The 24,607-nt window shown below is 30.6% G+C and carries 21 protein-coding genes, 1 riboswitch and 1 other annotated feature; of the genes, 4 read left to right on the forward strand and 17 right to left on the reverse strand.

Annotated features, from left to right (window positions below):
* Window positions 1–5: 5 nt before the first annotated feature.
* From adhE to AC2JAQ_RS15265, 3 genes are all read right to left on the reverse strand, one after another.
* On the reverse strand, window positions 6–2,603 hold the full coding sequence (gene adhE / locus AC2JAQ_RS15255) for a bifunctional acetaldehyde-CoA/alcohol dehydrogenase (RefSeq protein WP_488457132.1): 2,598 nt from the start codon (window positions 2,601–2,603) through the stop codon (window positions 6–8).
* Between the two features lie 440 nt (window positions 2,604–3,043).
* Window positions 3,044–3,562 carry a spore maturation protein gene (locus AC2JAQ_RS15260; protein ID WP_488457133.1) on the reverse strand — a complete coding sequence of 173 codons (519 nt, stop codon included), beginning with the start codon at window positions 3,560–3,562 and terminating at the stop codon, window positions 3,044–3,046.
* An 11-nt stretch (window positions 3,563–3,573) separates the two neighbouring features.
* Window positions 3,574–4,152 (reverse strand): nucleoside recognition domain-containing protein, encoded by a 579-nt coding sequence (locus AC2JAQ_RS15265; protein WP_488457134.1) that lies wholly within the window; start codon window positions 4,150–4,152, stop codon window positions 3,574–3,576.
* 113 nt (window positions 4,153–4,265) lie between these two features.
* Between AC2JAQ_RS15265 and AC2JAQ_RS15270 the strand changes: the two genes are divergently transcribed.
* Window positions 4,266–4,451 carry a hypothetical protein gene (locus tag AC2JAQ_RS15270; protein ID WP_488457135.1) on the forward strand — a complete coding sequence of 62 codons (186 nt, stop codon included), beginning with the start codon at window positions 4,266–4,268 and terminating at the stop codon, window positions 4,449–4,451.
* A gap of 40 nt (window positions 4,452–4,491) precedes the next feature.
* On the opposite strand, the gene AC2JAQ_RS15275 is transcribed toward AC2JAQ_RS15270, so the two are convergent.
* The 4 genes from AC2JAQ_RS15275 to AC2JAQ_RS15290 all read right to left on the reverse strand — a co-directional run bounded on the left by AC2JAQ_RS15275 (window position 4,492) and on the right by AC2JAQ_RS15290 (window position 8,313).
* Window positions 4,492–5,862 carry an MATE family efflux transporter gene (locus AC2JAQ_RS15275; protein ID WP_488457136.1) on the reverse strand — a complete coding sequence of 457 codons (1,371 nt, stop codon included), beginning with the start codon at window positions 5,860–5,862 and terminating at the stop codon, window positions 4,492–4,494.
* Window positions 5,863–6,090: 228 nt separating this feature from the next.
* Window positions 6,091–6,783 (reverse strand): cytochrome c biogenesis CcdA family protein, encoded by a 693-nt coding sequence (locus AC2JAQ_RS15280; RefSeq protein ID WP_488457137.1) that lies wholly within the window; start codon window positions 6,781–6,783, stop codon window positions 6,091–6,093.
* A 4-nt stretch (window positions 6,784–6,787) separates the two neighbouring features.
* Window positions 6,788–7,216, reverse strand: coding sequence for a thioredoxin fold domain-containing protein (locus tag AC2JAQ_RS15285; RefSeq protein WP_488457138.1), 429 nt, complete (start codon window positions 7,214–7,216; stop codon window positions 6,788–6,790).
* Between the two features lie 98 nt (window positions 7,217–7,314).
* On the reverse strand, window positions 7,315–8,313 hold the full coding sequence (locus AC2JAQ_RS15290; RefSeq protein ID WP_488457139.1) for a LacI family DNA-binding transcriptional regulator: 999 nt from the start codon (window positions 8,311–8,313) through the stop codon (window positions 7,315–7,317).
* Between the two features lie 327 nt (window positions 8,314–8,640).
* Here AC2JAQ_RS15290 and AC2JAQ_RS15295 point away from each other — a divergent pair, with 327 nt between their 5' ends.
* On the forward strand, window positions 8,641–8,970 hold the full coding sequence (locus AC2JAQ_RS15295; RefSeq protein WP_488457140.1) for a rhodanese-like domain-containing protein: 330 nt from the start codon (window positions 8,641–8,643) through the stop codon (window positions 8,968–8,970).
* Between the two features lie 102 nt (window positions 8,971–9,072).
* Here AC2JAQ_RS15295 and ileS read toward each other — a convergent pair whose 3' ends face one another.
* The gene (gene ileS, locus AC2JAQ_RS15300; RefSeq protein ID WP_488457141.1) at window positions 9,073–12,192 is read right to left on the reverse strand and encodes an isoleucine--tRNA ligase; all 3,120 of its coding nucleotides are present in this window, start codon (window positions 12,190–12,192) and stop codon (window positions 9,073–9,075) included.
* Window positions 12,193–12,289: 97 nt separating this feature from the next.
* Window positions 12,290–12,571: a binding site (T-box leader), on the reverse strand.
* Window positions 12,572–12,855: 284 nt separating this feature from the next.
* On the opposite strand from ileS, the gene AC2JAQ_RS15305 reads away from it, so the two are divergent.
* Window positions 12,856–13,071: a (2Fe-2S)-binding protein gene (locus AC2JAQ_RS15305; protein ID WP_423239581.1), complete on the forward strand. Its 216-nt coding sequence runs from the start codon at window positions 12,856–12,858 to the stop codon at window positions 13,069–13,071.
* 203 nt (window positions 13,072–13,274) lie between these two features.
* Here AC2JAQ_RS15305 and tnpA read toward each other — a convergent pair whose 3' ends face one another.
* The 5 genes from tnpA to AC2JAQ_RS15330 all read right to left on the reverse strand — a co-directional run bounded on the left by tnpA (window position 13,275) and on the right by AC2JAQ_RS15330 (window position 18,133).
* The gene (gene tnpA / locus AC2JAQ_RS15310; RefSeq protein WP_164791591.1) at window positions 13,275–13,730 is read right to left on the reverse strand and encodes an IS200/IS605 family transposase; all 456 of its coding nucleotides are present in this window, start codon (window positions 13,728–13,730) and stop codon (window positions 13,275–13,277) included.
* A gap of 169 nt (window positions 13,731–13,899) precedes the next feature.
* Window positions 13,900–14,508, reverse strand: a complete 609-nt coding sequence (locus AC2JAQ_RS15315; RefSeq protein WP_488457142.1) for a DUF1643 domain-containing protein — start codon at window positions 14,506–14,508, stop codon at window positions 13,900–13,902.
* A 144-nt stretch (window positions 14,509–14,652) separates the two neighbouring features.
* Entirely contained in the window at window positions 14,653–16,581 is a 1,929-nt protein-coding gene (locus AC2JAQ_RS15320) for an ABC-F family ATP-binding cassette domain-containing protein (protein WP_488457143.1), read from the reverse strand.
* A gap of 225 nt (window positions 16,582–16,806) precedes the next feature.
* On the reverse strand, window positions 16,807–17,469 hold the full coding sequence (gene tenA / locus AC2JAQ_RS15325) for a thiaminase II (RefSeq protein ID WP_488457144.1): 663 nt from the start codon (window positions 17,467–17,469) through the stop codon (window positions 16,807–16,809).
* A 180-nt stretch (window positions 17,470–17,649) separates the two neighbouring features.
* Window positions 17,650–17,752: riboswitch (TPP riboswitch) on the reverse strand.
* Window positions 17,753–17,818: 66 nt separating this feature from the next.
* The gene (locus tag AC2JAQ_RS15330; protein ID WP_488457145.1) at window positions 17,819–18,133 is read right to left on the reverse strand and encodes a hypothetical protein; all 315 of its coding nucleotides are present in this window, start codon (window positions 18,131–18,133) and stop codon (window positions 17,819–17,821) included.
* Window positions 18,134–18,297: 164 nt separating this feature from the next.
* On the opposite strand from AC2JAQ_RS15330, the gene AC2JAQ_RS15335 reads away from it, so the two are divergent.
* On the forward strand, window positions 18,298–19,473 hold the full coding sequence (locus AC2JAQ_RS15335; protein WP_488457146.1) for a class I SAM-dependent rRNA methyltransferase: 1,176 nt from the start codon (window positions 18,298–18,300) through the stop codon (window positions 19,471–19,473).
* Between the two features lie 406 nt (window positions 19,474–19,879).
* Here AC2JAQ_RS15335 and AC2JAQ_RS15340 read toward each other — a convergent pair whose 3' ends face one another.
* The 4 genes from AC2JAQ_RS15340 to glpK form a co-directional block, all read right to left on the reverse strand.
* Window positions 19,880–20,227, reverse strand: coding sequence for a DUF1667 domain-containing protein (locus AC2JAQ_RS15340; protein ID WP_488457147.1), 348 nt, complete (start codon window positions 20,225–20,227; stop codon window positions 19,880–19,882).
* A gap of 2 nt (window positions 20,228–20,229) precedes the next feature.
* Entirely contained in the window at window positions 20,230–21,483 is a 1,254-nt protein-coding gene (locus AC2JAQ_RS15345; protein WP_488457148.1) for an NAD(P)/FAD-dependent oxidoreductase, read from the reverse strand.
* A 13-nt stretch (window positions 21,484–21,496) separates the two neighbouring features.
* Window positions 21,497–22,927, reverse strand: a complete 1,431-nt coding sequence (locus tag AC2JAQ_RS15350) for an NAD(P)/FAD-dependent oxidoreductase (RefSeq protein ID WP_488457149.1) — start codon at window positions 22,925–22,927, stop codon at window positions 21,497–21,499.
* A gap of 164 nt (window positions 22,928–23,091) precedes the next feature.
* Window positions 23,092–24,594 carry a glycerol kinase GlpK gene (glpK, locus tag AC2JAQ_RS15355; RefSeq protein WP_488457150.1) on the reverse strand — a complete coding sequence of 501 codons (1,503 nt, stop codon included), beginning with the start codon at window positions 24,592–24,594 and terminating at the stop codon, window positions 23,092–23,094.
* Between the last annotated feature and the right edge of the window lie 13 nt (window positions 24,595–24,607).

The raw sequence follows: 24,607 nt of genomic DNA on the forward strand, positions 1-24,607 counted from the left end.
AGCTATTAAACTCTATCTTTTTTACCTTCGAAAGCGTTGATGTACATTTGCTTGATTTCACTGATTAATGGGTATCTTGGGTTAGCACCTGTACATTGATCGTCGAATGCATCTTCACTCATTTTTTCTAATGTAGCGTAGAATGCTTCTTTTGAAACTCCGCAATCAGCTATTGTTGCAGGTATTCCAACTTTCTTCTTAAGTTCATCTATAGCTTTGATTAAGTTATTAACTTTTTCTTCTTCGTTCTTTCCACCTAATCCTAAGTAGTCAGCAACTACTGCATATCTCCATTTAGCATTTGGATATTTGTATTGTGGGAATGCAGCTTGTTTTCTTGGGTTGTCAACAGCATTGAATCTTATTACTTGGTCTATTAAGATTCCGTTAGCAACTCCATGAGCTATATGGTGCTCTGATCCTAATTTGTGTGCCATTGAGTGACATACTCCTAAGAATGCGTTAGCGAATGCCATACCAGCCATTGTTGAAGCATGAGCCATTTTTTCTCTTGCTTTTATGTTTGTAGTTCCCTCATTGTATGCTTGAGGTAAGTATTTGAATATTAATCTTATAGCTTCTAGAGCTAATCCGTTAGTGTATTCTGATGCTAAAACTGAAACGTAAGCTTCTAAAGCATGAGTTAATGCGTCAATACCTGATGCAGCTGTTAATCCTTTTGGCATGTTCATCATAAGTTCAGCGTCTATGATAGCCATATCTGGAGTTAATTCGTAGTCTGCTAATGGATATTTTACTCCTGATTCTTCGTCAGTTATAACTGCGAATGGTGTTACTTCTGAACCAGTACCAGCTGATGTTGGAACTGAGATCATCATAGCTTTTTGACCCATAGTTGGGAATGGGTATACTCTCTTTCTGATATCCATGAATCTCATTGCTAAATCTTCGAAAGCAACTTCTGGATGCTCATACATTACCCACATGATCTTAGCAGCGTCCATTGGTGAACCTCCACCAAGAGCTATGATTGTATCTGGTTGGTAGCTTCTCATTGCTTCAGCACCTTTTTTAGCACATGCTAAAGTTGGGTCTGGAGTAACTTCTGAGAATACTCTGAAATCTACACCTATTTCTTCTAAAACATTTGTTATTTTATCAACATATCCTAGGCTAGCTAGTACGTTGTCTGTTACTATAAATACTTTTTTCTTGTTTAAATCTTTTAATTCTCTAAGAGCAACTCCTAAAGCACCATATTTGAAGTAAACTTTTTCTGGAACTCTGAACCAAAGCATATTTTCTCTCCTTTCAGCTACACTCTTAATGTTTAATAAGTGCTTAGGACCAACGTTTTCTGAAACTGAGTTTCCACCCCATGATCCGCAACCTAATGTTAATGATGGTGCTAGCTTAAAGTTGTATATGTCTCCGATAGCTCCTTGAGTTGATGGCATGTTGATTATTGTTCTACCAGTTTTCATAGTTGCACCGAATTTTTCGATTCTATCTTGTGATTTCATTGTATCAGTATATAAAACTGAAGTATGACCAAATCCACCAAGTTCAACTAATCTTTCAGCTTTAACTAAAGCTTCTTCGAAGTTAGCAACTCTGTACATTCCTAATACTGGTGATAATTTCTCGTGTGAGAATGGCTCTTCTAATTCAACTGATTCAACTTCACCTATTAAAACTTTAGTATCTTTTGGAACTTTAACACCAGCCATGTCAGCTATTTTCCATGCTGATTGACCAACTATGTTAGCATTTAAGTTACCATTTATTAAAATTGTTTTTCTTACTTTATCTATTTCTTTATCTTTTAAGAAGTAAGCTCCTCTATCAGCAAACTCTTTTCTTACTTCATCATAAACTTTATCAACAACTAACACAGTTTGCTCTGATGCACAGATAACTCCGTTATCGAAAGTTTTTGATAATAATATTGAGTTTACAGCCATTTTTAAGTGAGCTGTTTCATCAATGATTGCTGGTGTGTTACCTGCTCCAACTCCGATAGCTGGTTTTCCTGATGAGTAAGCTGCCTTAACCATTCCTGGACCACCAGTAGCTAATATGATGTCAGCTTCTGACATTAATACTTGTGACATTTCAACTGATGGTTCATCTATCCATCCGATTATATCTTTAGGAGCTCCAGCTTTAACTGCTGCGTCTAAAACAACTTTAGCTGCTGCTATTGTTGAGTTTTTAGCTCTTGGATGTGGTGAGAAGAATACAGCGTTTCTAGTCTTTAATGATATTAAAGATTTGAATATTGCTGTTGATGTTGGGTTTGTAGTAGGAACGATTGCTGCTACAACTCCTATTGGCTCAGCTATTTTAGTGATACCAAATGATTCATCTTTTTCTATAACTCCACAAGTTTTATCATCTTTATATTTGTTATATATGTATTCTGCTGCGAAATGGTTTTTTATAACTTTATCTTCAACGATTCCCATTCCTGATTCTTCAACTGCCATTTTAGCTAATCTTATTCTTTCATTGTTAGCTGCTACAGCTGCTTGTCTAAAGATTTCATCTACTTGCTCTTGAGAAAATTTAGCGAACTCTTTTTGAGCTGCTCTTACTTTCTCTAATCTAAGCATTAATTCATCTACATTTGTTACTTTCATGATACCCACCTCATTATAGATTAGTTTCTGTTTTTTCATAATATATGTAAAAATTAATTAAAAGCGTTTTAGTTAAGTTTTTAACTTTAATAATATTCCATTTAGTGATATTTTTTCATTATATTTTGTAATTTTTTTCATTTATAAGCTTTTCATGCTTCTTCGCAAAGTTCTTTATCAACCTTACGAGATTATAATATCACCTTTCAAAATTAAAATCCAGACTTTTTTTTACATTTCTTACATTTTATCGACAAAAATTCGTTATTTTTTTAACTATTTTGTGATTTTTTTATCAACTTTAAATATTTACATTTTAGTTAAACGATTTCTGTATTTTTTTGGATTATTTCTGTGGTGCTTTCATATTTAAATTAAATTATCTTTTGTTCTTCTTATTTCATAATATTATATTGCTATATTTTAATTATTTTATTCAATCAAAATCCAAAAAACATACTTACAATTAATACCGCCATTATAATAGCTGTTATGTCAGCCATTAAAGCAGCCCAATAAGTATGTCTTATTTTCTTTATCCCAACAGCTCCAAAATAAACTGTTATAGTATAGAATATAGTTTCAGTTCCTCCCATTATTACAGAAGAAATTAATCCTGCTCTTGTATCTGGTCCCACTGTATTTATTAATTCTGTATATACTCCTAACGCTCCACTTCCTGATAAAGGTTTAATTAACACCAAAGGAACAACCTCTTTAGGTAGCCCAATTAACGAAACAACAGGCTCCATAAGATCATTTAATAAATTAAGTAAATTAGCATCCTTAAATATTCTTATAGCAATCATCATAGCTAATAAAGCCGGGAAAATTTTAAAACAAACCATTACTCCTTCTTTTGCACCTTCTAAAAACCACTCATAAACTTTTCTTCCTTTAAACATTCCATATACTATGATTAAAAGAAATACTATTGGAATTATGTTACTCGTAAACAAAACTATCCCTCCTAAAAATATCGTTGTAATATTTTACAGCATATAATGCCTACGCAGCATGCAGTGAAAGTACATATTATTGCTGGAATTAATATACTTGCAGGCTCACTTGATCCAGCTGCTGCTCTTATAGAAATGACTGTGGAAGGTATTAACTGAATACATGCTGCATTTATAACTAAAAATAATGCCATATCATTTGATGCCTTTCCATCAGCTTCTTTATTTATCTTGTTTAATTCTGTCATTGCTTTTATACCAAGTGGAGTTGCCGCATTTGATAATCCAAACATATTTGCTGTCAAATTCATAACTATAGCACCCATAGCTTCATCACTATGAGAACTTTCCTTAAATAGTTTTCTTAATATAGGATTTAATAACTTTGCTAATTTAGATGTTAATCCACTTTTCTCTGCTATCTTCATAACACCACACCAAAAACACATAATACCCACTAAAGAAATTATAAACTTCACTGCCCCATCTGAAGACTCCGTTAAGCCTTTTGTAATCAACTCTCCCTGGCCTGTCATTATGCTAAAAATCAAACCTGAGGCTATAATTGCAAACCATATATAATTAATCATTTCTCCTCCTGAATCATAAGTAATTTCTGTATAATATATGCCTTGCATAGTTAGAATAGTAGTGTTACCATAAAACTACAAAGAACGAATTTACTTCAAAGGAGAATTTTTATATGAACGAAAAAAATTTAGAATTAGCTCAACAAGATATAGATGAAGTTTTAAAGACTGTTGAAGAGTTAGAAATCCAATTAGATTCAACTAACTTATCAAAAGATGATATAAAGCAAAAATTCGTTACCCTAACAGAAAAAGTAAAAAAACTAGAAGATTTATTAAAAGATGAAGGTATTATATAAATAGAAAAGCTGAGTTTAGAAATTCTAAACTCAGCTTTTTTTAAATCGCTTTTTCTTCATCTTCTATAATATATTCTTTTTTAAATTCTTTAACTATGAATATTCCAGTTATTATTGTTGATAAGAAATCTGACACTGGACCAGCTAACCAAACTCCTATTAATCCTAATCCTGCAACCTTAGGTAATATTAAAGTTAAAGGAATTAAAAGTATAACTTGTCTTAATAAACTTAAGAATGTAGCTAACTTCGCTTTACCTATTGATTGGAAGTAGTTAGATCCAATTATAGATATTCCTATTATAGGCATCATGAATAAATATATTCTTAAACCTGGAACCCCTATTTCTAAAAGCTTAGGATCAGCGTTAAACATACTTATTGCAACAGATGGTAATGCTTGAATGAATATTCCTCCAATAACAAGTATTACTGTGGCTGCAATCATTGCTAACTTAACTGTTTTCTGAGCTCTCTCATACTTTTTAGCCCCATAGTTATATCCAATAATAGGCTGTGATCCCTGATTAATACCGAATATAGGCATTAAGAATATCATTGATATTGATGATATTGCTGCCATCGCTCCGATTGCTAAATCTCCACCATATGTTTTTAAAGCATTATTAGCTATTACTTGTACTGCACTTGCAGCAATTTGCATTGAAAATGGAGCTATTCCAATAGCTAAAATTATTTTTACTAATCTCCAATCTAATTTAAGCGTCTCAAATTTTAATTTTAAATTTGATCCTCCTAATGTGTAATAATAAAGCGCTATTAATGTGCTAACTATTTGAGATATTACAGTTGCCAATGCAGCTCCTTTTATTCCTAAATTAAATACAAATATAAATACTGCATCTAAAATTACATTTATAACACATCCAAGCACCATTATAGCTGCTGACATCTTTGGATTACCATCAGCTCTCATTGTACTACTTAAAGAGAATGACATTAAATTAAATATAGTTCCTAAAAGTATTATATTTATATATTCTTTTGCATATAACATCGTAGCATCACTAGCTCCAAATAAATGTAAAATATTATTTGCAAAACCAATTCCTATAACAGTTAAAACTAAAGATATTATAGTTATTAAGACTACAGAATTACCTAAAATCTTTTCTGCATCTTTTCTATTATTTTGTCCAAATTTTATAGATATGTTTGCAGTAGCACCTATCCCTACAAGCATTCCAAAACCAAGTAATATAGACATAATTGGCATTGTTACTCCAACACCAGTAATAGCCATAGAACCAACACCAGGTATATGTCCAATAAACATTCTATCAACAATATTATAAAGTGCATTTACAAGCATACCTATGATAGCTGGCACTGAATACTTAATTAAAAGCTTAATTTCTGATTCTTCCCCTAGTAATTTTTGATCTTTCATAAGCCTCTCCTCCTTTAATCCATATTTCTTAAATATATACTAACTAATCTATTATACATTAATTTAAAATTTTTCGTCAGTAAAATTTTTTAAATAAAAAAAGCTATATATGAAATCTAACTATTTTAATCTACAAATTCTAAATATTTATAGATTTATAAACTAGATTTTTATATAGCCTTTTAACTTTAAACCGCTACTTATCTATATATTTGATTTACATATTTATTATATGCCTAAATAGAACAAATAAAAACCTACCAATATTATTATTACACCTAAAATATTTTTTAATATCTTTCCTGTTTTTTGTCCCTTTTCTGAATAAGCTATTTTTTCAACAAAACCAAATGATGTTCCTGCAAGTATTATTAAAACACTATGTCCTAATGAATACATAAGAAGCATTAGTATTCCTAAACCTAAATTACCACTAGCTGCTATAAAAGCTATTATTGCAGCCATTATAGGTGTTGCACAAGGTGAGGCCAATACTCCACTTAATATTCCTAAGAAAAATACCTCTAAAATTCCCTCTCTTTTTTTAGGTATTTTACAAGAATCTTTTTTATCCCCAAATAAATTTATTACATCAAGAACTTGTAAGCCAGCTGCTATCATAATAAAGGCTAATACTATATACCATAACTTTCCTGCTCCTAAAAAGACTTTTCCTATTACAGCTGTAATTACTCCTATTACCGTGAAAGTTAATCCTAAGCCAATTGAAAATATTATAGAATACTTAAATGCTTTCTTATTATCTTTTACTCCACTACCTTGAACATACCCTATTAGAAGTGGAATAGAAGAAAGAGTACATGGACTAAAGGAAGCCACAATACCTGCAAAGAGTGATAGTATTAAGGCTAAAAAAATATTATCTGAAACCACACTATTAAAATATGATAAAAACTCCATAATTCTATTTAACCCCCAAAGAATTTAGAATGGTTTCTATACTATCAGCTCTCATAAGCCCTTGATGAGTATAGAATTCTTTTCCATCTTTATCCAAAAACACTGTAGTTGGAACTACATTAGCTCCATATTTATATGCTAAATCAATATTCTTATCTTCCTCTAATCTAGCATAATAAATATTAAATTTTCCTTCTCTTTCTTTTGAAACAGTACTTAATTCTTTTTGCATTTCAACACAATATGGACAAGTATCTGTTTTAAACATTATTATAGTTGGCACTCCACTTTTTGCATTTTCCAAGTTGCTAATTACATTGATTCCCAAATCATTTGTTTGTTTCTTTTTTTCAATATAGTTTTTTCCAAAATATATTCCTACTAACGAGAAAACTATTAAAAATAATATTATCAAGCTCCTTTTATTTCTCATATAAATTCCTCCCAATACCCAATTAAATTTTCACATAAAAAAAGGTAACATAACTTAATCTTATGTTACCTAATGATTATGCATTTTTTATGCATTTATTACTTACAACTATCTCTCTCTATTAAATGATGATCTAATACAAAATGATCTTGATCTAAAGGCTTGTTGTTTATTATTTTTATTAACATTCTCATAGCTATTGATCCCATGTCATACATAGGTTGTGATACAGTAGTTAATTTTGGATAAAATACATGTGCTAAATCTATGTCATTAAATCCTATAACACTAACTTCTTCAGGAACTTTTATTCCTTTATCTCTTAAAGCATTTATAGCACCCATAGCTATTTCATCAGAAGCACAAATTACTCCTTCTATTTTTTGACCATTTTCAAGCATTGCTACAATAGCATCATATCCAGTCTTAACTTTTAAGTTTTTAAAGTAAGTTAATTCCTCTTTGAATTCTATTCCAGCTTCCTCTATTGCAGCCTTATATCCTTTGAATCTTTTACCCCAAGCATTGTTTAAATCGCCTTCAACACCTATGAAAGCTATATTTTTCATGTCTTTATCAATTAAATGCTTAGTAGCTTCATATGTAGCCTTTTCATTGTCTATAGTTACACTTGGGAATTTACCATTTTGTTCATCGTTCTCAACTAAAACTGTTTTTAAATCTAATTCATTTATTAAATTTAAAGTTTCTTCTCCTAATGATGAACTCATGTAAAGAACACCATCAACCATTTTTTCCTTAAGAACTCTTAAGTATTCCTTTTCTTTTTCTAAATCTAAGTCTGAATTACATAACATAACATTATATTTATATATGTTAGCTACATCCTCAGCCCCTCTAACTATCTCAGGATATATTTGGTTTGATATATCAGGTACTAATATACCTACAGTTCTTGTTCTATGTGTTTTTAAACTTCTTGCAACTATATTAGGTCTATATCCTAATTTTTTTATAGCTTCTAAAACTTTTTTCTTAGTTTCTTCGTTTACAACGTCTATGTCATTTAATACTCTTGAAACTGTTGCTATTGATACTCCGGCTTCTCTAGCAACGTCTTTAATTGAAGCAGCCATCTAACTCAACTCCTATACTCTAACTTATTACCTATCTATTATCTTAGTACTTCAATATTATAATGATAACTTTACATTTATACAAGGAATTTGTGTATATTTGTGTAATTTACTTAAATTCCTCTTAACTTTTTAAACTCAAAAACGTTTTCTTATTAATAATTGTAATAAAATTCAATTATTAATTCAATGTAAAAATTATTGTATCATATAAATTTTCTACAATCATTAAATTATGTTGTATAATCAAATATATTACTATTGATATATTAACCATACTTTTAAAAATTTATAATTACTAAGGTATAATTATAGGAGGAAACTTTAATGTATAAAGATATAGATATAAAAGAGTCAATAAAGTTAATAAATGAAAATAAGGAATTATTAATTTTAGATGTAAGAACTGAGGAAGAATATAAAGAAGATGGGTACATAAAAAATGCAAAGCTTATTCCTTTAGGTAGATTATTATTTTCTTTAGACGAACTTGATGGATATGAAGATTCACCAATACTTGTTTACTGTAGAAGAGGTTCTAGAAGTATGCAAGCCTGTGAAATTTTAGAGGATAATGGATTTTCAGAACTTTATAATATGATGGGCGGATTTTCAAAACTAGTTAATGAAGGTCCTGAGGAACTTTGGACTAAATAGTTAAAATAAAAGTCTATGTTTTAGGTAAAGATTGGTTTCTATCTAATCCTTCAAAATGGCTAAATAAAAAAAGAGAGCATAATTGCTCTCTTTTTTTATTTTCTATGCTCTTTTAGCAACAGCCATTTTTAAGATTTCACCATTTATCTTAGCTTCTGAGTAATCAGCTTCTCCATTATAAACAACTTCTTCAGTTAAAGTTTCTTTCTTTATAACATCTTCAAACTTCTTGATTACATCTAAAAGCATATCATTATCAGCTACATAAAGAGTTATCTTATCAGCAACCTCAAATCCACTTTCTTTTCTCATGTTTTGGATTTTTGATATGATTTCTCTTACATGACCTTCTTCTCTTAACTCATCAGTTATAGTTGTATCTAATACAACTCCTACTGAGCCTTCTCCAGCAAATGCGAATCCTTCTAATCCTTGCATTGTTACAAGTAAGCTTTCTGCATTTAACTCTATTTCATTTCCATCTATATTGATAACTTCTGTTCCACCATTTTGGATTTTTTGAGCTAATTCCATTTGGTTTCTTGAAGCTATTTCTTTTCTTATAGCTGGTATTAACTTACCATAAGCTCTTCCTAAAACAGGTAGGTTAGGCTTGATTTCGAAGTTAACATACTTAGAAAGATCAGCACCTAATTCTACTTCCTTAATGTTTAACTCATCTTTGATTATGTCTCCATAATACTCAGGAAGCTCTGTAGTTGAAAGAAGCATTTTTGAAAGTGGCTGTCTGTTCTTGATGTTTGCAGCATTTCTTGCACTTCTTCCAAGCTTAACTATTTTATAAGCTAAATCCATTTTTTCTTCTAACTTCTCATCTATAGCATTTTCATCAACTTCTGGCCATGCTCCTAAATGAATACTTTCTAAAGCATTTTCATCTAAGTTAACTACTAAGTTTTGATAGATTTCTTCAGTTATGAATGGTACAAATGGAGCAGCAACTTTACATAAAGTTACTAAAACTCTGTATAAAGTAGTGTATGCACCGATCTTGTCATCAGTTAATTCTTCTGACCAGTATCTAGCTCTGTTTCTTCTTACATACCAGTTTGATAATTCATCTGTGAAATCTTCTATTTCTAAAGCAGCTTGAGTTATTCTATAGTTATCTAAGTGATTATCTACATTTTTAACTAAAGTATTAAGTTTTGACATTATCCACTTATCCATTACGTTATCTGATACAAAATCTTTGTACTCTAATGGATTGAATTTATCTAACTCTGCATATAGAACGTAGAATGAGTAAACATTCCATAATGTACTTAAGAACTTTCTTTGAGTTTCAGCAACATCTTCTATTGAGAATCTAGTTGGTAACCATGGAGCACTTGCAGTGTAGAAATGCCATCTTGTAGCATCAGCACCTTGTGAATCAAGTACTTCAAATGGATCAACTACGTTACCCTTAGATTTTGACATCTTTAAGCCCTTCTTATCAAGAACGTGACCTAAAACTATACAGTTCTCAAATGGATTTCTATCAAATATAGCAGTTGATATTGCTAATAATGTATAGAACCATCCTCTTGTTTGGTCAACAGCTTCTGATATAAATTGAGCTGGGTAGTTAGCTTCAAATAATTCTTTGTTCTCAAATGGATAGTGATGTTGAGCAAATGGCATTGATCCTGAATCAAACCAACAGTCTATAACTTCAGCTGTTCTCTTCATCTCTTTATTACAATGAGGACAGTTTAAATGAACTTTATCAATGTATGGTTTATGAAGTTCTATATCTTCTGGAACATTTATTCCTTTAGTTTTTAATTCTTCAATACTTCCTATACACTCTCTATGTCCGCATTCACATTCCCATATTGGAAGTGGAGTTCCCCAGTATCTATCTCTTGAGATACCCCAGTCTATAACATTCTCTAAGAACTTACCAAATCTACCGTTCTTAATATTATCTGGGTACCAATTTATTTTTTCGTTGTTAGCTAAAAGTTTGTCTCTTAAAGTTGTCATTGCAACAAACCAGCTTTCTTTTGGATAGTAAAGAAGTGGTGTGTCACATCTCCAACAATGTGGATATGAGTGAGTATGTCTTTCAGCTTTAAATAATTTATTTTGTTCTTTTAAGTAATCAACTATTTGTTGGTCACATTTCTTAACGAATTTTCCAGCCCATGGAGTTACTTCTTCTACAAAGTTACCACTTAAGTCAACTAAGTTTAAGAATGCTAATCCATTTTGCTTTCCTATTAGGTTATCGTCCTCACCATAAGCAGGAGCTATATGAACTATACCAGTACCATCTGATAAAGTTACGTAGTCACCATGAACAACTACGAAAGCTTTTCCTTCAGTTGGAGTTACGAATGGTAATAATTGCTCATATTCCATTCCTAGTAGTTCTTCACCTTTAAATTCTCTAACTATTTCAAAGCCTTCTCCTAAAACCTTAGGTGCTAAATCTTTAGCTAAGATGAAGATTTCATCTCCTTCAGCTTGTTTCGCTTCTACATAGTCATAAGCTTTATTTACACATAAAGCAACGTTTGAAGGTAAAGTCCAAGGAGTTGTTGTCCAAGCTAAGAAGTATTTATTGTCTTCTCCTTTAACTTTAAACTTAGCTACAGCAGTTAAGTCCTTAACATCCTTGTATCCTTGTGAAACTTCATGTGATGATAAACTTGTTCCACATCTTGGGCAGTAAGGCATTGTTTTATAACCTTTGTATAAAAGTTTTTTATCCCACATTTGCTTTAAAGCCCACCATACTGATTCTATGTATGGATTATGATAAGTAACATATGGATGCTCCATATCTACCCAATAACCTATTTGCTCAGTCATCTTTTCCCACATGCTAACATATGTGAAAACACTATCCTTACATTCAGTTACGAATTTTTCAACACCGTAATCCTCTATTTGAGGTTTACCTGATATTCCTAACTTCTTCTCTATTTCAAGCTCAACTGGAAGTCCATGAGTATCCCAACCAGCCTTTCTTATAACTTTATAACCCTTCATAACTTTGTATCTTGGGATTATATCTTTCATAACTCTTGTTAAAACGTGTCCTACGTGTGGCTTACCATTAGCTGTTGGAGGACCATCATAGAATGTGAAATATTCACCATCTTGGTTCATATCGAAGTTTTTTTGTATTACATCTTTTTCTTTCCAAAGGTTTGCAACTTCTTTTTCTACGCCTACAAAACCCTTAGGTAATTCAACTTTTTTGTACATATTGAAACTCCTTTCCTTCTCTTATTTAATATTTTAATTATTTACTTATAATTGCTTATCTAGACAAAACTTAGTGAAAAATAAAAAAACTCCATCCTAAAAGGACGAAGTTATATTCGCTATACCACCTAAAGTTCAAACCTATCTATATAATTCAATTATAAATATTAAAAATTTTAATGTTTATGATAGGTAATTAAAAGCACTTATCATGCTCGCATCCTGTAACGTAGATACACGGGATAACTTAATAAGAATTTCTTCCTTTCAGTCTCCAACTCCCAGGTGATTTTCCTTAAATATTCCTATAGTTTCGCACCAACCAACTACTCTCTGTATAAGGTTTTATATAAGTACTTGCCCTGTTCACAGTCTTTAAAAAAATTATATAATAGCACTTTTAAAAAGTCAACGAAACAAATCCATATATTTGAAAGCTTTAATTATTTATTTAATTCATTTTTTAATAAAAAATCTATTTTTGTACAACCTAATAGTCATAAGCATTAACTTATATGTTAAATAACAAAAATTAATTAATAATTTTTATTATTTAATGTTGACTTTTCTTATCAACTAACTTATAATTAAATCATCAAATACATTCCATTCCCTTTTGTTAATCGTGCTGTTTTACTTTGATGTATTAGGAGGAAAAATAGTATGACTGATAACAATAATTTAAATCAACAAGTAATTGATAAAATGACTAAAGTTTGTATCTGCAGAGCAATCTCAAGAGCAAAGATAAAAGAAGCTATCAAAAATGGTGCACACACAGTTGAAGCAGTAGCTGAAAAAACTGGTGCAACAAAAGGTTCTTGTAGAGGTTGTAGATGTAGAGACAAAATTGAAGAATTAATTGAAGACAACCAATAATTCTTTTAAGCAAAACTTATTTACTGTTTTAATTTTGTATCTCCCTAAAAGAGTACCATTTGGTACTCTTTTTTATTTTAAAATATATTTATTTTTAATAAAATAAAAATCCACCAGCTTAGCTGGTGGTATTTCCTTAGCCCTATAAGGGCATAGCGTTGCGTCTTAAGACGCTTAAATTAGTCCGCCAGCCGCATACTTCTTTACTTGCTACCCTTAAAAGGGTCCATATATTCTTTTAAACTTATTTGATCTGCTATCATATCTTCTTGTTCTTGATTTCTTATATAGTCTTCAATTGCCTTCTTATTTTTCCCGACAGTATCAACGTAAAATCCCCTACACCAGAAATGTCTATTTCCATATTTATATTTTAAATTTGCAAATTTCTCAAAAATCATAAGACTACTTTTACCTTTTAGAAACCCAACAAAACTTGAAACACTCATTTTAGGTGGTATTTCGACAAGCATGTGTATGTGGTCTACGCAAGCGTGCGCTTCGACTATCCTAACTCCTTTCCATTCGCAAAGCTGCCTTAATATCTTACCTATTTCTTGTTTTTTCTCTCCATATATTTCTTTCCTTCTGTATTTCGGTGCAAAAACTATATGATATTTACAATTCCATTTTGTATGTGCTAAACTGTTTGTATCCATTTAAAAACCTCCTTTTGTTACGAAAATTGGCTGCGAACCTATTTTCATTTTAACAAAAGGAGGTTTTTTCTTACATCGCTAAACCTCTTCTGAACACACTCGCATAGCGAGTGGTTTTCATTAAACAATAAAAGTACAAGCAATACTTTACTGCTCGTACTTTTTTAATTTAAATTTCAAATTCATTTAATGGTAAATTCTTTGACCAACTACTGTAATGTCTAGGATATCCTTGATTTGTAAGTGTTCCTACAAAATAAAATTTCTTTAAATCAAAGCAGTTATTTTTAACCACCTTAAATCCTTTTAAAAGATAATGTAATCTACTTTCATATACTTTTCTAATATCTTTAGACGTTGGCTCTCCCCAAGCAAATATTATATGCGTACTATTTATTAAACTTTCAAATATAATTAAGTCATTTTTTAAGTACTCTCCATTCTCAATAAATCCATCATTTCCGCATAGGAATAGCTCGCCTTTGGTATTATAAACTTCTTCTAGAACATCTTTGCTATACTCAATAACAGGAAATAGGAATACAAAGTTAACTTCTTTTATTATTCCAAGTTCATCCTCATTGTTAATTAAATATTTTATAGCTCTATTTAATTCTTTTTTTAAATCTTCAATGTTATGTGATTTAGGTGCTCTAGTAATAACTAATATATTACTTTCGCCCTCTTCATTAATAGGAAAAGTAACTTTAAATCCTCTTCCACTTTCATGATCTAATAAAACATTTATATTATTTGAATTTTTACAATACTTTTGCATAAGCGCTCCCCTTTTTACCAACTCTTGTTCCTCAAACTCAATATATTAGTATTAAGTATATTCTCACTTTAGTTTAGTATATAATCGAATCTTTAGAAATTCTACAAATTTATATAAATTTAATTTATTTACCTAAATAATGAACTATTTATTCTTTTTGTTTTCCTCTATTTGTGCAGCTAACTCATTAAGATATTCCCATCTCTCATACTTAAAAGCTAACGCCTCTTCAACCTTTGCCTTTTCTTCCATTAGTTCTTGAAGTCTACCATACTCTGATGCATGTTTTGTCATTAGAGTATCTAAGTCCTCTATTTTTTCTTCAAGAGTCATTATATCTTCATCTATAGTTTCAAATTCTCTTTGCTCCTTAAATGAGAATTTTAGCACCTTACCTTTGTTTTTATTTTTATCCACAGGTGACTCTTTTTTATTTTTATCCACAGCTACTTCTTTTTCTTTGCTTTCAACAGCTTCTGCCTCTTTGCTTAGAAGATAATCCCCATAGTTTCCAGTATAAATATCTATTTTTCCGTCTCCTTCATAAGAGAATATCTTGTTACAAATTCTATCTAAGAAATATCTATCATGAGATACAGTAATAACAACTCCACCAAAATCATCTAAATAATCCTCTAGTCTATTTAGAGTCTCAATATCTAAATCATTTGTAGGCTCATCTAGAAGAAGAACATTAGGAGCTTCCATTAAAACTCTTAAAAGATGAAGTCTTCTTCTTTCGCCACCAGATAACATACCTATCATTGTCCATTGAAGTGTCCCATCAAATAAGAATTTTTCACACATTTGTGATGCTGTTATTCTTTCACCTGTAGCAGTTTGTAAATACTCTCCTGCCTCTTTTATGTAATCTATAGCTCTCATTTCCGGATGCATATGTGTATCCTCTTGTGAGAAACAAGCTATTTTTACTGTTTCACCTTTTATTATTTCTCCACTATCTGGTGCTATCTTTCCTTCAATCATTCCCATAAGCGTTGATTTTCCAATTCCATTAGGTCCTACAATACCAATTCTATCACTTCTTAGCACTATGTAGTTAAAATCATCAACTATCTTTTTATTACCAAAACTTTTATTTAGGTGCTCTATCTCTATTATCTTCTTTCCTAATCTTGTTCCCATAACAGAGATTTCTATATTCTCATTTTCAATAAAGCCTTCTTGATTTACTAATTCATCAAATCTTTGAAGTCTAGCTTTTTGTTTAGTAGTTCTAGCCTTTGCACCTCTTCTTACCCAAGCTAGTTCCTTTCTCATAAGGTTTTGTCTTTTTTCCTCACTTGCTTTTTCTATAGCTATTCTCTCCATCTTCTTTTCTAGGAAAACAGAATAGTTTCCATCATAGCTAAATAATCTACCTCTATCTAATTCTAATATTCTATTAGTTACTCTATCTAGGAAGTATCTATCATGAGTAATCATTAAAAGAGCACCTTTCCTAGCATTTAAGTAATCTTCTAACCAACTTATAGTTTCATTATCTAAATGGTTAGTAGGCTCATCTAGTATTAATAATTCACAAGGAGTTATTAAGGCAGCTGCTAGCATTATTCTCTTCTTTTGTCCTCCAGAAAGATTTCCTACTTTTTCTTCAAAATTAGTTATTCCAAGCTTAGTTAAAACATTCTTTGCTTCACTTTCCATATCCCAAAGATTTAAAGCATCTATTTTTCCTTGAAGCTTTATTAATCTTTCAGAATCACTATCTTTAACTTCGCCCTTATTCATTTTCTCAAGTAACTCTTCATACTCTCTTAGAATTCTCATTTCATCAGAGTTTCCTTTGAAAACTTGCTCTAAAACAGTAGCATTATCATCATAGTCTGGTGTTTGAGCAAGATATTCTATTCTTACTCTATTACCTTTTGTTACTGTTCCTTCATCCGGTTCTTCAACTCCTGCAACTATTTTTAAGAAAGAAGATTTTCCTGTTCCGTTAACTCCTATAAGTCCAATCTTCTCACCTTCATTTATTCCTAAAGATATATTATTAGCTAAAATTTTCTCTGAATAGCTCTTACTTATATTTTCAAGAGTTATTAAATTCATCAGTTATCCATCCTTTTCAAAACAAATCTTATTTTCATTATAATATAAAGTTAAACTTCTTCCAAAAATAAAATAAGGATTGTATCAAAAATAACTTAAAATAAAAACTTATAAACCTATTCTGAGAATTACTGAATTCCACTAAGAATTTATAATTTTTATTATTTTAAATTTGATACAACCCTCTATTAATTTTAATTATTTTTTATTAATTTTCTAATATTATTATTCACCTTCTTCATATGCCATATTCCAAAAATCAAGTTCATATAAACTTGCTCTTTTAAATATATCTATCAGTCTCTTTTCCTTTTCTTCGGATAAATTTGAACAAATTTTATCTACATATTCTATCCATTTATCAGTAAACTCAGTGAATCCATCTGAAGCATATTCATCAATCCAAGGTTTAAAAAAGTTTCCTTCTAGTTTATTAACATATTTCTTAGCTATATGTTTCCCTATGTAGCTATAGCTCCAAGTACATGGTAATGTTACTATGGCTATTTCATCTAACTCACCTGTTAGAGCTATTCCTTTCATATAGCTTGTATAACTTATAGTGGTGCCTTTATATTCTCTTTTTTCAGCCTCTATTTCTGATATTCCAAAATCTTTTAAGTATTCTATATGTACTGCTGTTTCATCCTCCATTGTTCCTTTTGTAGAACTATAGAAAAATCTCATATCTTCCATAGTTCTAGCCTTAACTACACCAACACAAAAGACCTTAGCATACTCCTTTAAGTAAAGATAGTCTTGGACTAAATACTCTTTGAACTTGTTTTTATTAAGAGTACCTTCCCCAATTTCTTTTATAAATGGGTGCTCTAAATACTTGTCCCATATAGGCATTGCCTCTTTTAATAATTTTTCCGTAAATCTCATATTTGACATCTCCTTCAATCTTATGATTAAACTTAATAGCTCAAATAAGGATTACCTAAAAGTTCTATAAAAGCATATAATCTTTAATATTTTAAATAAAAAACAAAAAGCTGCATCCTTGTAGGATACAGCTTAATTTATAAAAAGTTATAATACTCTAAATATAAAAAATACTATTATAAAACTTTCTACAGGCTTTCCTACGCTGGTATTACCCAGATCAGGTTTAAGGGTTAATAACAAAATGTTATCTCTCAGCCAAATGGCACCCCTAGCTATAAAGTCTACAATAATTATATATATTTTTTTAAATAAATTCTACTTTTTCTTGTTGAAGTAAAGATAAAACCTAAAATCTCATATAAAAATTATTCCAATAATCTTTATTACTCATCATCATCTTTCTAACTTCTTCATCATTACCATATTCATCATACCATTTTTCTAAAATTTCATAGGCAATGCCATGATATATTAAACTTCCTATGACAAAAGGTTTAGCTGGCACATCACTTAAAGATATTATTGTTATACCAGTTCCTATAGTCCCATATATTATAGTCCTCTCTGGAGTTACAAAAGATTTTGCTTTCTTTTTAAAATCAGACGCTCTTATGTATTTCTTTAGTCTTTTAGGTGTTGGAATAATGATAGTTTTTATCAATTTTATTCAATCCTTAAAATTACTCTTATTAAAAATATATATTCACAACTCAATCTTTATTCTAAAAGTATTGATTTATTTTTCTCTAAATATATTTTAAACCTATTGAAAAACCTATTATGTGTTATAATCTTATAAGAATTATTTTGGAAGGAGCTATTTAAATGGCGAGTAAGTTTTATTTACACAAAGGGAAAAATAAAAAAGCTGAACAAGGTAGACCTTGGATTTACATTGATGAAATAAATGAATATGACGGAGACTACGAAAACGGAGATATAGTTGAAGTTTATAATCACAAAGGTTATTTTCTAGGAAAAGGTTACATAAACGATAGAAGTAAAATAACTATAAGAATAATGACTAAGGACATAGATGAAGAGATAGATGAAAATTTCTTCAAGAGAAGATTTAAAACTGCTTGGGAATATAGAAAGAGAGTTATAGATACATCTTCATGCAGATTTATCTTTGGAGAAGCTGACTTCCTTCCTGGTCTAACAGTAGATAAATTTGAAGATTATTATGTAATTCAAATATCAACTCTTGGAATGGATAAATATAGAGACCTAATTGTTAAAATCCTAGTTGAGGAATATGGCGCTAAAGGTGTTTATGAAAGAAGTGACATAAAAACTAGAGAAATAGAAGGTTTAGAGCAAAGAAAAGGCTTCTTAACTGAGCCATTTAATACTGATATAGAAATAGTTGAAAATGGTGTTAAATACATAGTTGATTTAGAAAATGGCCAAAAAACTGGTTTCTTCTTAGATCAAAAAGAAAATAGAGCTGCAATGCATAGAATATGTAAGGGTATGGATGTTTTAGATTGCTTCACTCATACAGGTTCATTTGCTTTAAATGCTGGTATAGCAGGTGCTAAATCAGTTCTAGGAATAGATGTATCTCAGCATGCTGTTGACTGTGCTACAAGAAATGCTGAACTTAATAATCTTCAAGATGTTGTTAAATTTGAAAAGCATAATGCTTTTGATGTTTTAGGAGATTGGTCAAGAGAAGGAAAACAATTTGATGTTGTTATTTTAGACCCACCAGCTTTCACAAAATCAAGAAACACTGTTAAGCAAGCTATTAGAGGATATAAAGAAATAAACCTTAGAGGAATAAAAATGGTTAAAGAAGGCGGTTACTTTGCAACATGCTCTTGTTCTCATTATATGGATGAGGAGCAATTAAAGAAAACTGTTGCCGAAGCTGCTCATGATGCTAGAAGAACTTTAAGACAAATAGAAGTTAGAACTCAAAGTGCAGATCACCCAATACTTTGGAATTCAGATGAATCATACTACTTAAAATTCTTTATATTCCAAGTATTCTAAAAAAATTTAAAATTTAATGCATATTAAAAATAATACTGGTTAATATAATAGTGTAGCAAGAAAAGATTAAAAACTTAAACTTTTACTTATAAAAAAGAGGTGCTTTACAACAATAGCATACACTCTGAAATTTATATTTAAAAGCTAAGTAATAAACTAAATATTAAATATATTATTACCACGAGGTGCTTTACAAAAATGGCATACACTCACTAAAATGGTCATAACCACTTTAATATTTAAACATCTATTTTAAGCTACTTACTAGTTAGGAGTGTTTATTCTATCCTAATTAATGTACATATAATATTAGATGTATTAAAAGAGAAAGGTATCTGAATTTCAGATACCTTTCTTCTTTTCTATATCAAATTTTAAAATAAAATCTAAATTAAATATCTATTTTCTATGAAACTGTTTTAGCTGAAACTATACTAACACCAGTTCCTAAAACATCCTCTATAATAACATCTCCAACTTTAATTGGAAGTTTAACAGAAGCCTTATTAATCTCTTTCATAACATCAAATATCATGCCCTTTGGAATAGGCTCCTTTGTTTTTACTGGTATAACAATATTATCGCAACCATCTATTTTAACAGTTGATGTTACTATTCTTGTTGGATTCTTAACCTCATTTAATCCGTAAATTTCACCTCTTTTACATGTGTTTCCTGTAACTTTTTCTAAATCTGTATCTACTGTTAAATGACATCCTCTAGGACATACTATACATATTAATTCTTTTACCATTATTATTCACCATCCTCTAATGAAATTGTTATTGTTCCTTTAGCATCCTTAAGTTTATCTTTAAGTATTGTAATTCTCTCCATTTCTGCTGGAACTACATGAGGTTTCTTAAATTTTTGAATTATATTATCGTCCTCATCTCTAACAACTATTTGCTTATTCTTAAATACATTTCTAACTCTCATAAATACATTTAAGTTTCCATCTAAAGATTCAATTTCAAATTTTTGAGGAACTGTATAACTTATATTTTCTCCATTTTTAATTTCAACAAAGTTATTTTTTCTCTTTTTACCCTTAATATATTTAGCAGCATTTTTTCCTGCATTCTTTGCTTCCTCAGTAACAAAGTCGACTAAGTCATGAACATGAACTACATTACCACAAGCAAATATTCCATCTTGATTAGTTTCCATACTTTCTGAAACTATAAGACCATTAGTTCTAAGATCTAAATCAACTCCTGCATTTTTTGAAAGTTCATTTTCAGGAATTAATCCAACAGATAATAATAATGTATCTACATCAAATTCGATTTCAGTTCCTTTTATAGGTTGTCTATTATCATCAACCTTAGCTATTATTACTTTTTCTAATCTTCCGTCACCTTTAACATCTATAACTGTGTGAGATAAATATAGTGGGATATCATAATCCTCTAAACACTGAACAATATTTCTAGTTAATCCATTTGAATAAGGCATAAGTTCAACAACAGCTTTAACTTCAGCTCCTTCAAGAGTCATTCTTCTAGCCATTATAAGTCCAATATCACCAGATCCTAAAATAACTACTTTTTTACCTACCATATATCCTTCCATGTTAATAAATCTTTGAGCAGCTCCTGCAGTAAATATTCCTGATGGTCTATCTCCAGGAATACTTATAGCTCCTCTTGTTCTTTCACGGCATCCCATAGCAAGTACTATAGCTTCGGCTTCTATTGTTAAATATCCTTTTTCAGTATTTATAGCATGTATTACTTTTCCTTCAATTTCTAAGACCATTGTATCTAACATAACTTCTATGTTAGTTCCTTTTACCATATCAATAAATCTTCCAGCATACTCAGGTCCTGTAAGTTCTTCTTTAAATGTATGAAGACCAAATCCGTTATGAATACATTGATTTAAGATTCCACCTAGTTCTTTATCTCTTTCTATAATTAATATTTTTTCTATTCCATTTTCATAAGCCTCAAATGCTGCTGCTAATCCTGCTGGACCGCCACCTACAACTACTAAATCATATTTCATAACTAAAATCCTCCTACTTTGTTTTTCCACTTATTATGTATGAACCATTTTTATCTAAAAGCACTTCTTCTATATTCATTCCAGTTTCACGAGATATTATTTCTTGAACTCTAGGTCCACAGAAGCCACCTTGACATCTTCCACAACCTGGACGACATCTTCTCTTAACTCCATCAATAGTTCTAGCTCCTAAAGTTCTATTTATACTATCAACAATCTCTCCCTCAGTTATATTTTCACATCTACAAATTATTCTTCCATATCTACTATCTTTTTTAATTAAATTTGCCTTTTCTTCTGGAGAAAGTTCTATAAAGTGTACTTGTTCTCTTCTTTCATTGAAATTATCTTTTTTCTCTAAAGCTAGTCCACTTTCACCAAGCATTTTAACTACATCCACTGCAATAGCCGGTGCTGAACTTAAACCTGGTGATTTTATTCCTGCTACATCAAAGAATCCTTTTACATCTTTAGCTTCACCAATTATGAAATCAGGCTTATCTGCTATAGCACGAAGTCCTGCAAAGTTTCTTATATTTTCTCTAAAGTTAATTGCTCTAGTTGTTTTTAAAGAAACGTCTCTAACCTTAGCTAATCCATCGTACTCTGTTGAAACTGAATCTTTATTCTCAGTATCAATAGCATCTGGTCCTACTAATAAGTTTCCATGAACTGTAGGAGTAACTAAAACTCCTTTTCCAAGCTTGGTTGGACATTGGAAAATTGTCTTTTCAAATAAACTTCCTTGACTCTTATCTAAAACATAATATTCACCTTTTCTAGGAGTTATCTTAAAGTCTTCTTTACAAACCATATTATGAATCTTATCAGCATAAACTCCTGCCGCATTTACTATAAATCTAGCTTCTACTACATCTCCATTTTCAAGTTTTATTTTAAAATTTTCATCTTTTTCAATACCAACAACTTTAGAGTTTAGTCTTAATTCTCCTCCATTATCGATAGCATTTTCTGAAAGAGCTATTGTAAATTCATATGCACCAACAATACCTCCTGTTGGACAGAACAAAGCTCCCTTTACATCTTTATTTAGGTTTGGTTCCATTTTTAAAACTTCTTCTGATGTTAAAAGTCTTACTCCTTCTACTCCATTCTTAATTCCTCTATTATATAAAACCTCTAATTCTTTTTGGTCATCTTCATCAAAACCTATAATTAATGATCCATTTCTCTTAAAAGGAACTGATAAGTCTTTACAAAGCTTATCAAACATCTTATTTCCCTCAACATTATATTTTGCCATCAATGTTCCTGGTTCTGGATCATATCCAGAGTGGACAATTGCTGAATTTGCCTTAGATGCTCCCATAGCGACGTCATTTTCTTTTTCTAATTCTACAACCTTTAAATTATATCTTGTTAATTCTCTAAATATTGCTCCACCTATTACTCCAGATCCTATAATTGCTACATCATAAATCATTAAATATCGCTCCCTCTTATAAAAATAAAAAGAGCTAAACTCAAAAAAGACATACGGATATCCTTTTTGTGTTTAGCTCTATTCTCTCTTCTACACAAAATAAAAATTTACTTATTAACTTATTTTTAATTATATCACAACTTTGTAAACATTTCCACTATTTTTTAGTCATCAAGAGCCCAATCTCTTGATCTTTCAATAGCCTTTCTCCATTTTTTATAATATTTGTTTCTTTTTTCGTCAGAAATAGTTGGTTCAAACTCCTCACTAGCAAACCAGAACTTAGCTATCTCCTCTTTATCCTTCCAATAACCAACAGCTAATCCTGCAAGGTATGCAGCTCCTAAAGCTGTTGTTTCTGTAATTATAGGTTTAATAACCTTCTTACCAACCAAATCAGCCTGGAATTGCATTAGGAATGAGTTCCTGCTAGCTCCACCATCTACTTTTATACAATTTATATCATACCCAACATCATTTATCATAGCTTCAAGCACATCTCTTGTTTGATATGCTATTGATTCAAGAGCTGCTCTTATTATATGATTTCTGTTAGTTCCGCGTGTTAATCCAACAATTGTTCCACGAGCATACATATCCCAATAAGGTGCTCCTAATCCTACGAAGGCAGGAACAACATATACTCCTCCATTATCCTCTACCTTTGTTGCAAAATATTCTGTATCACTAGAGTCACTAATAATTCTTAATTCATCTCTAAGCCATTGAATAACTGCTCCACCAACGAAGACTGAACCTTCTAAAGCATATTGAACTTTTCCATTTAATCCAATAGCAATTGTTGTTAAAAGTCCTGATTTGCTTTGAACAAGCTCATCTCCTGTATTCATTAACAAGAAACATCCTGTTCCATAAGTATTTTTTACATCACCTTTATTAAAAGCAGCTTGACCAAATAAAGCAGCCTGTTGATCCCCAGCTATTCCTGCAATAGGAACCCTTATTCCACCCTTTGCTCCAAGGTTAGCATATCCATAAATTTCAGATGAATTTCTCACTTCTGGCAACATACTTCTAGGTATATCTAATTCCTTAAGCATTCTCTCATCCCAATCAAGATTCTTTATGTTAAATATCATAGTTCTAGATGCATTGGTATAGTCAGTTACATGAACTTTACCATTTGTAAGTTTCCAAACAAGCCAAGTATCTACTGTACCGAAAAGTAAATCACCCTTCTCAGCTTTTTCCCTTGCTCCTTCAACGTTATCCAATATCCATTTTATTTTTGTTCCTGAAAAATATGCATCAAGTACAAGCCCTGTATTTTCTTTAATATAGTCTACAAGACCTTCTCTTTCTTTTAATTCATCACAAATATCTGCTGTTCTTCTACATTGCCACACAATTGCATTATATATTGGAACTCCTGTGTTTTTATCCCAAACTATTGTAGTTTCTCTCTGATTTGTAATTCCAAGAGCAGCTATATTCTCTTGAGTTATATTGCACTTAGCCATAACTTCTTGAAGTACGCTATATTGAGTTGCCCATATTTCCATTGGATCATGCTCAACCCACCCTTCTTTAGGATAAATCTGATTGAATTCCTTTTGACTTATTCCAATAATATCTTGATCTTTATCAAAAATTATTGCTCTAGAGCTTGTTGTTCCTTGATCTAATGCTACTATATATTTTTCCATAAACAATCACCTC

This window comes from Clostridium sp. LIBA-8553 (genome assembly GCF_057782465.1).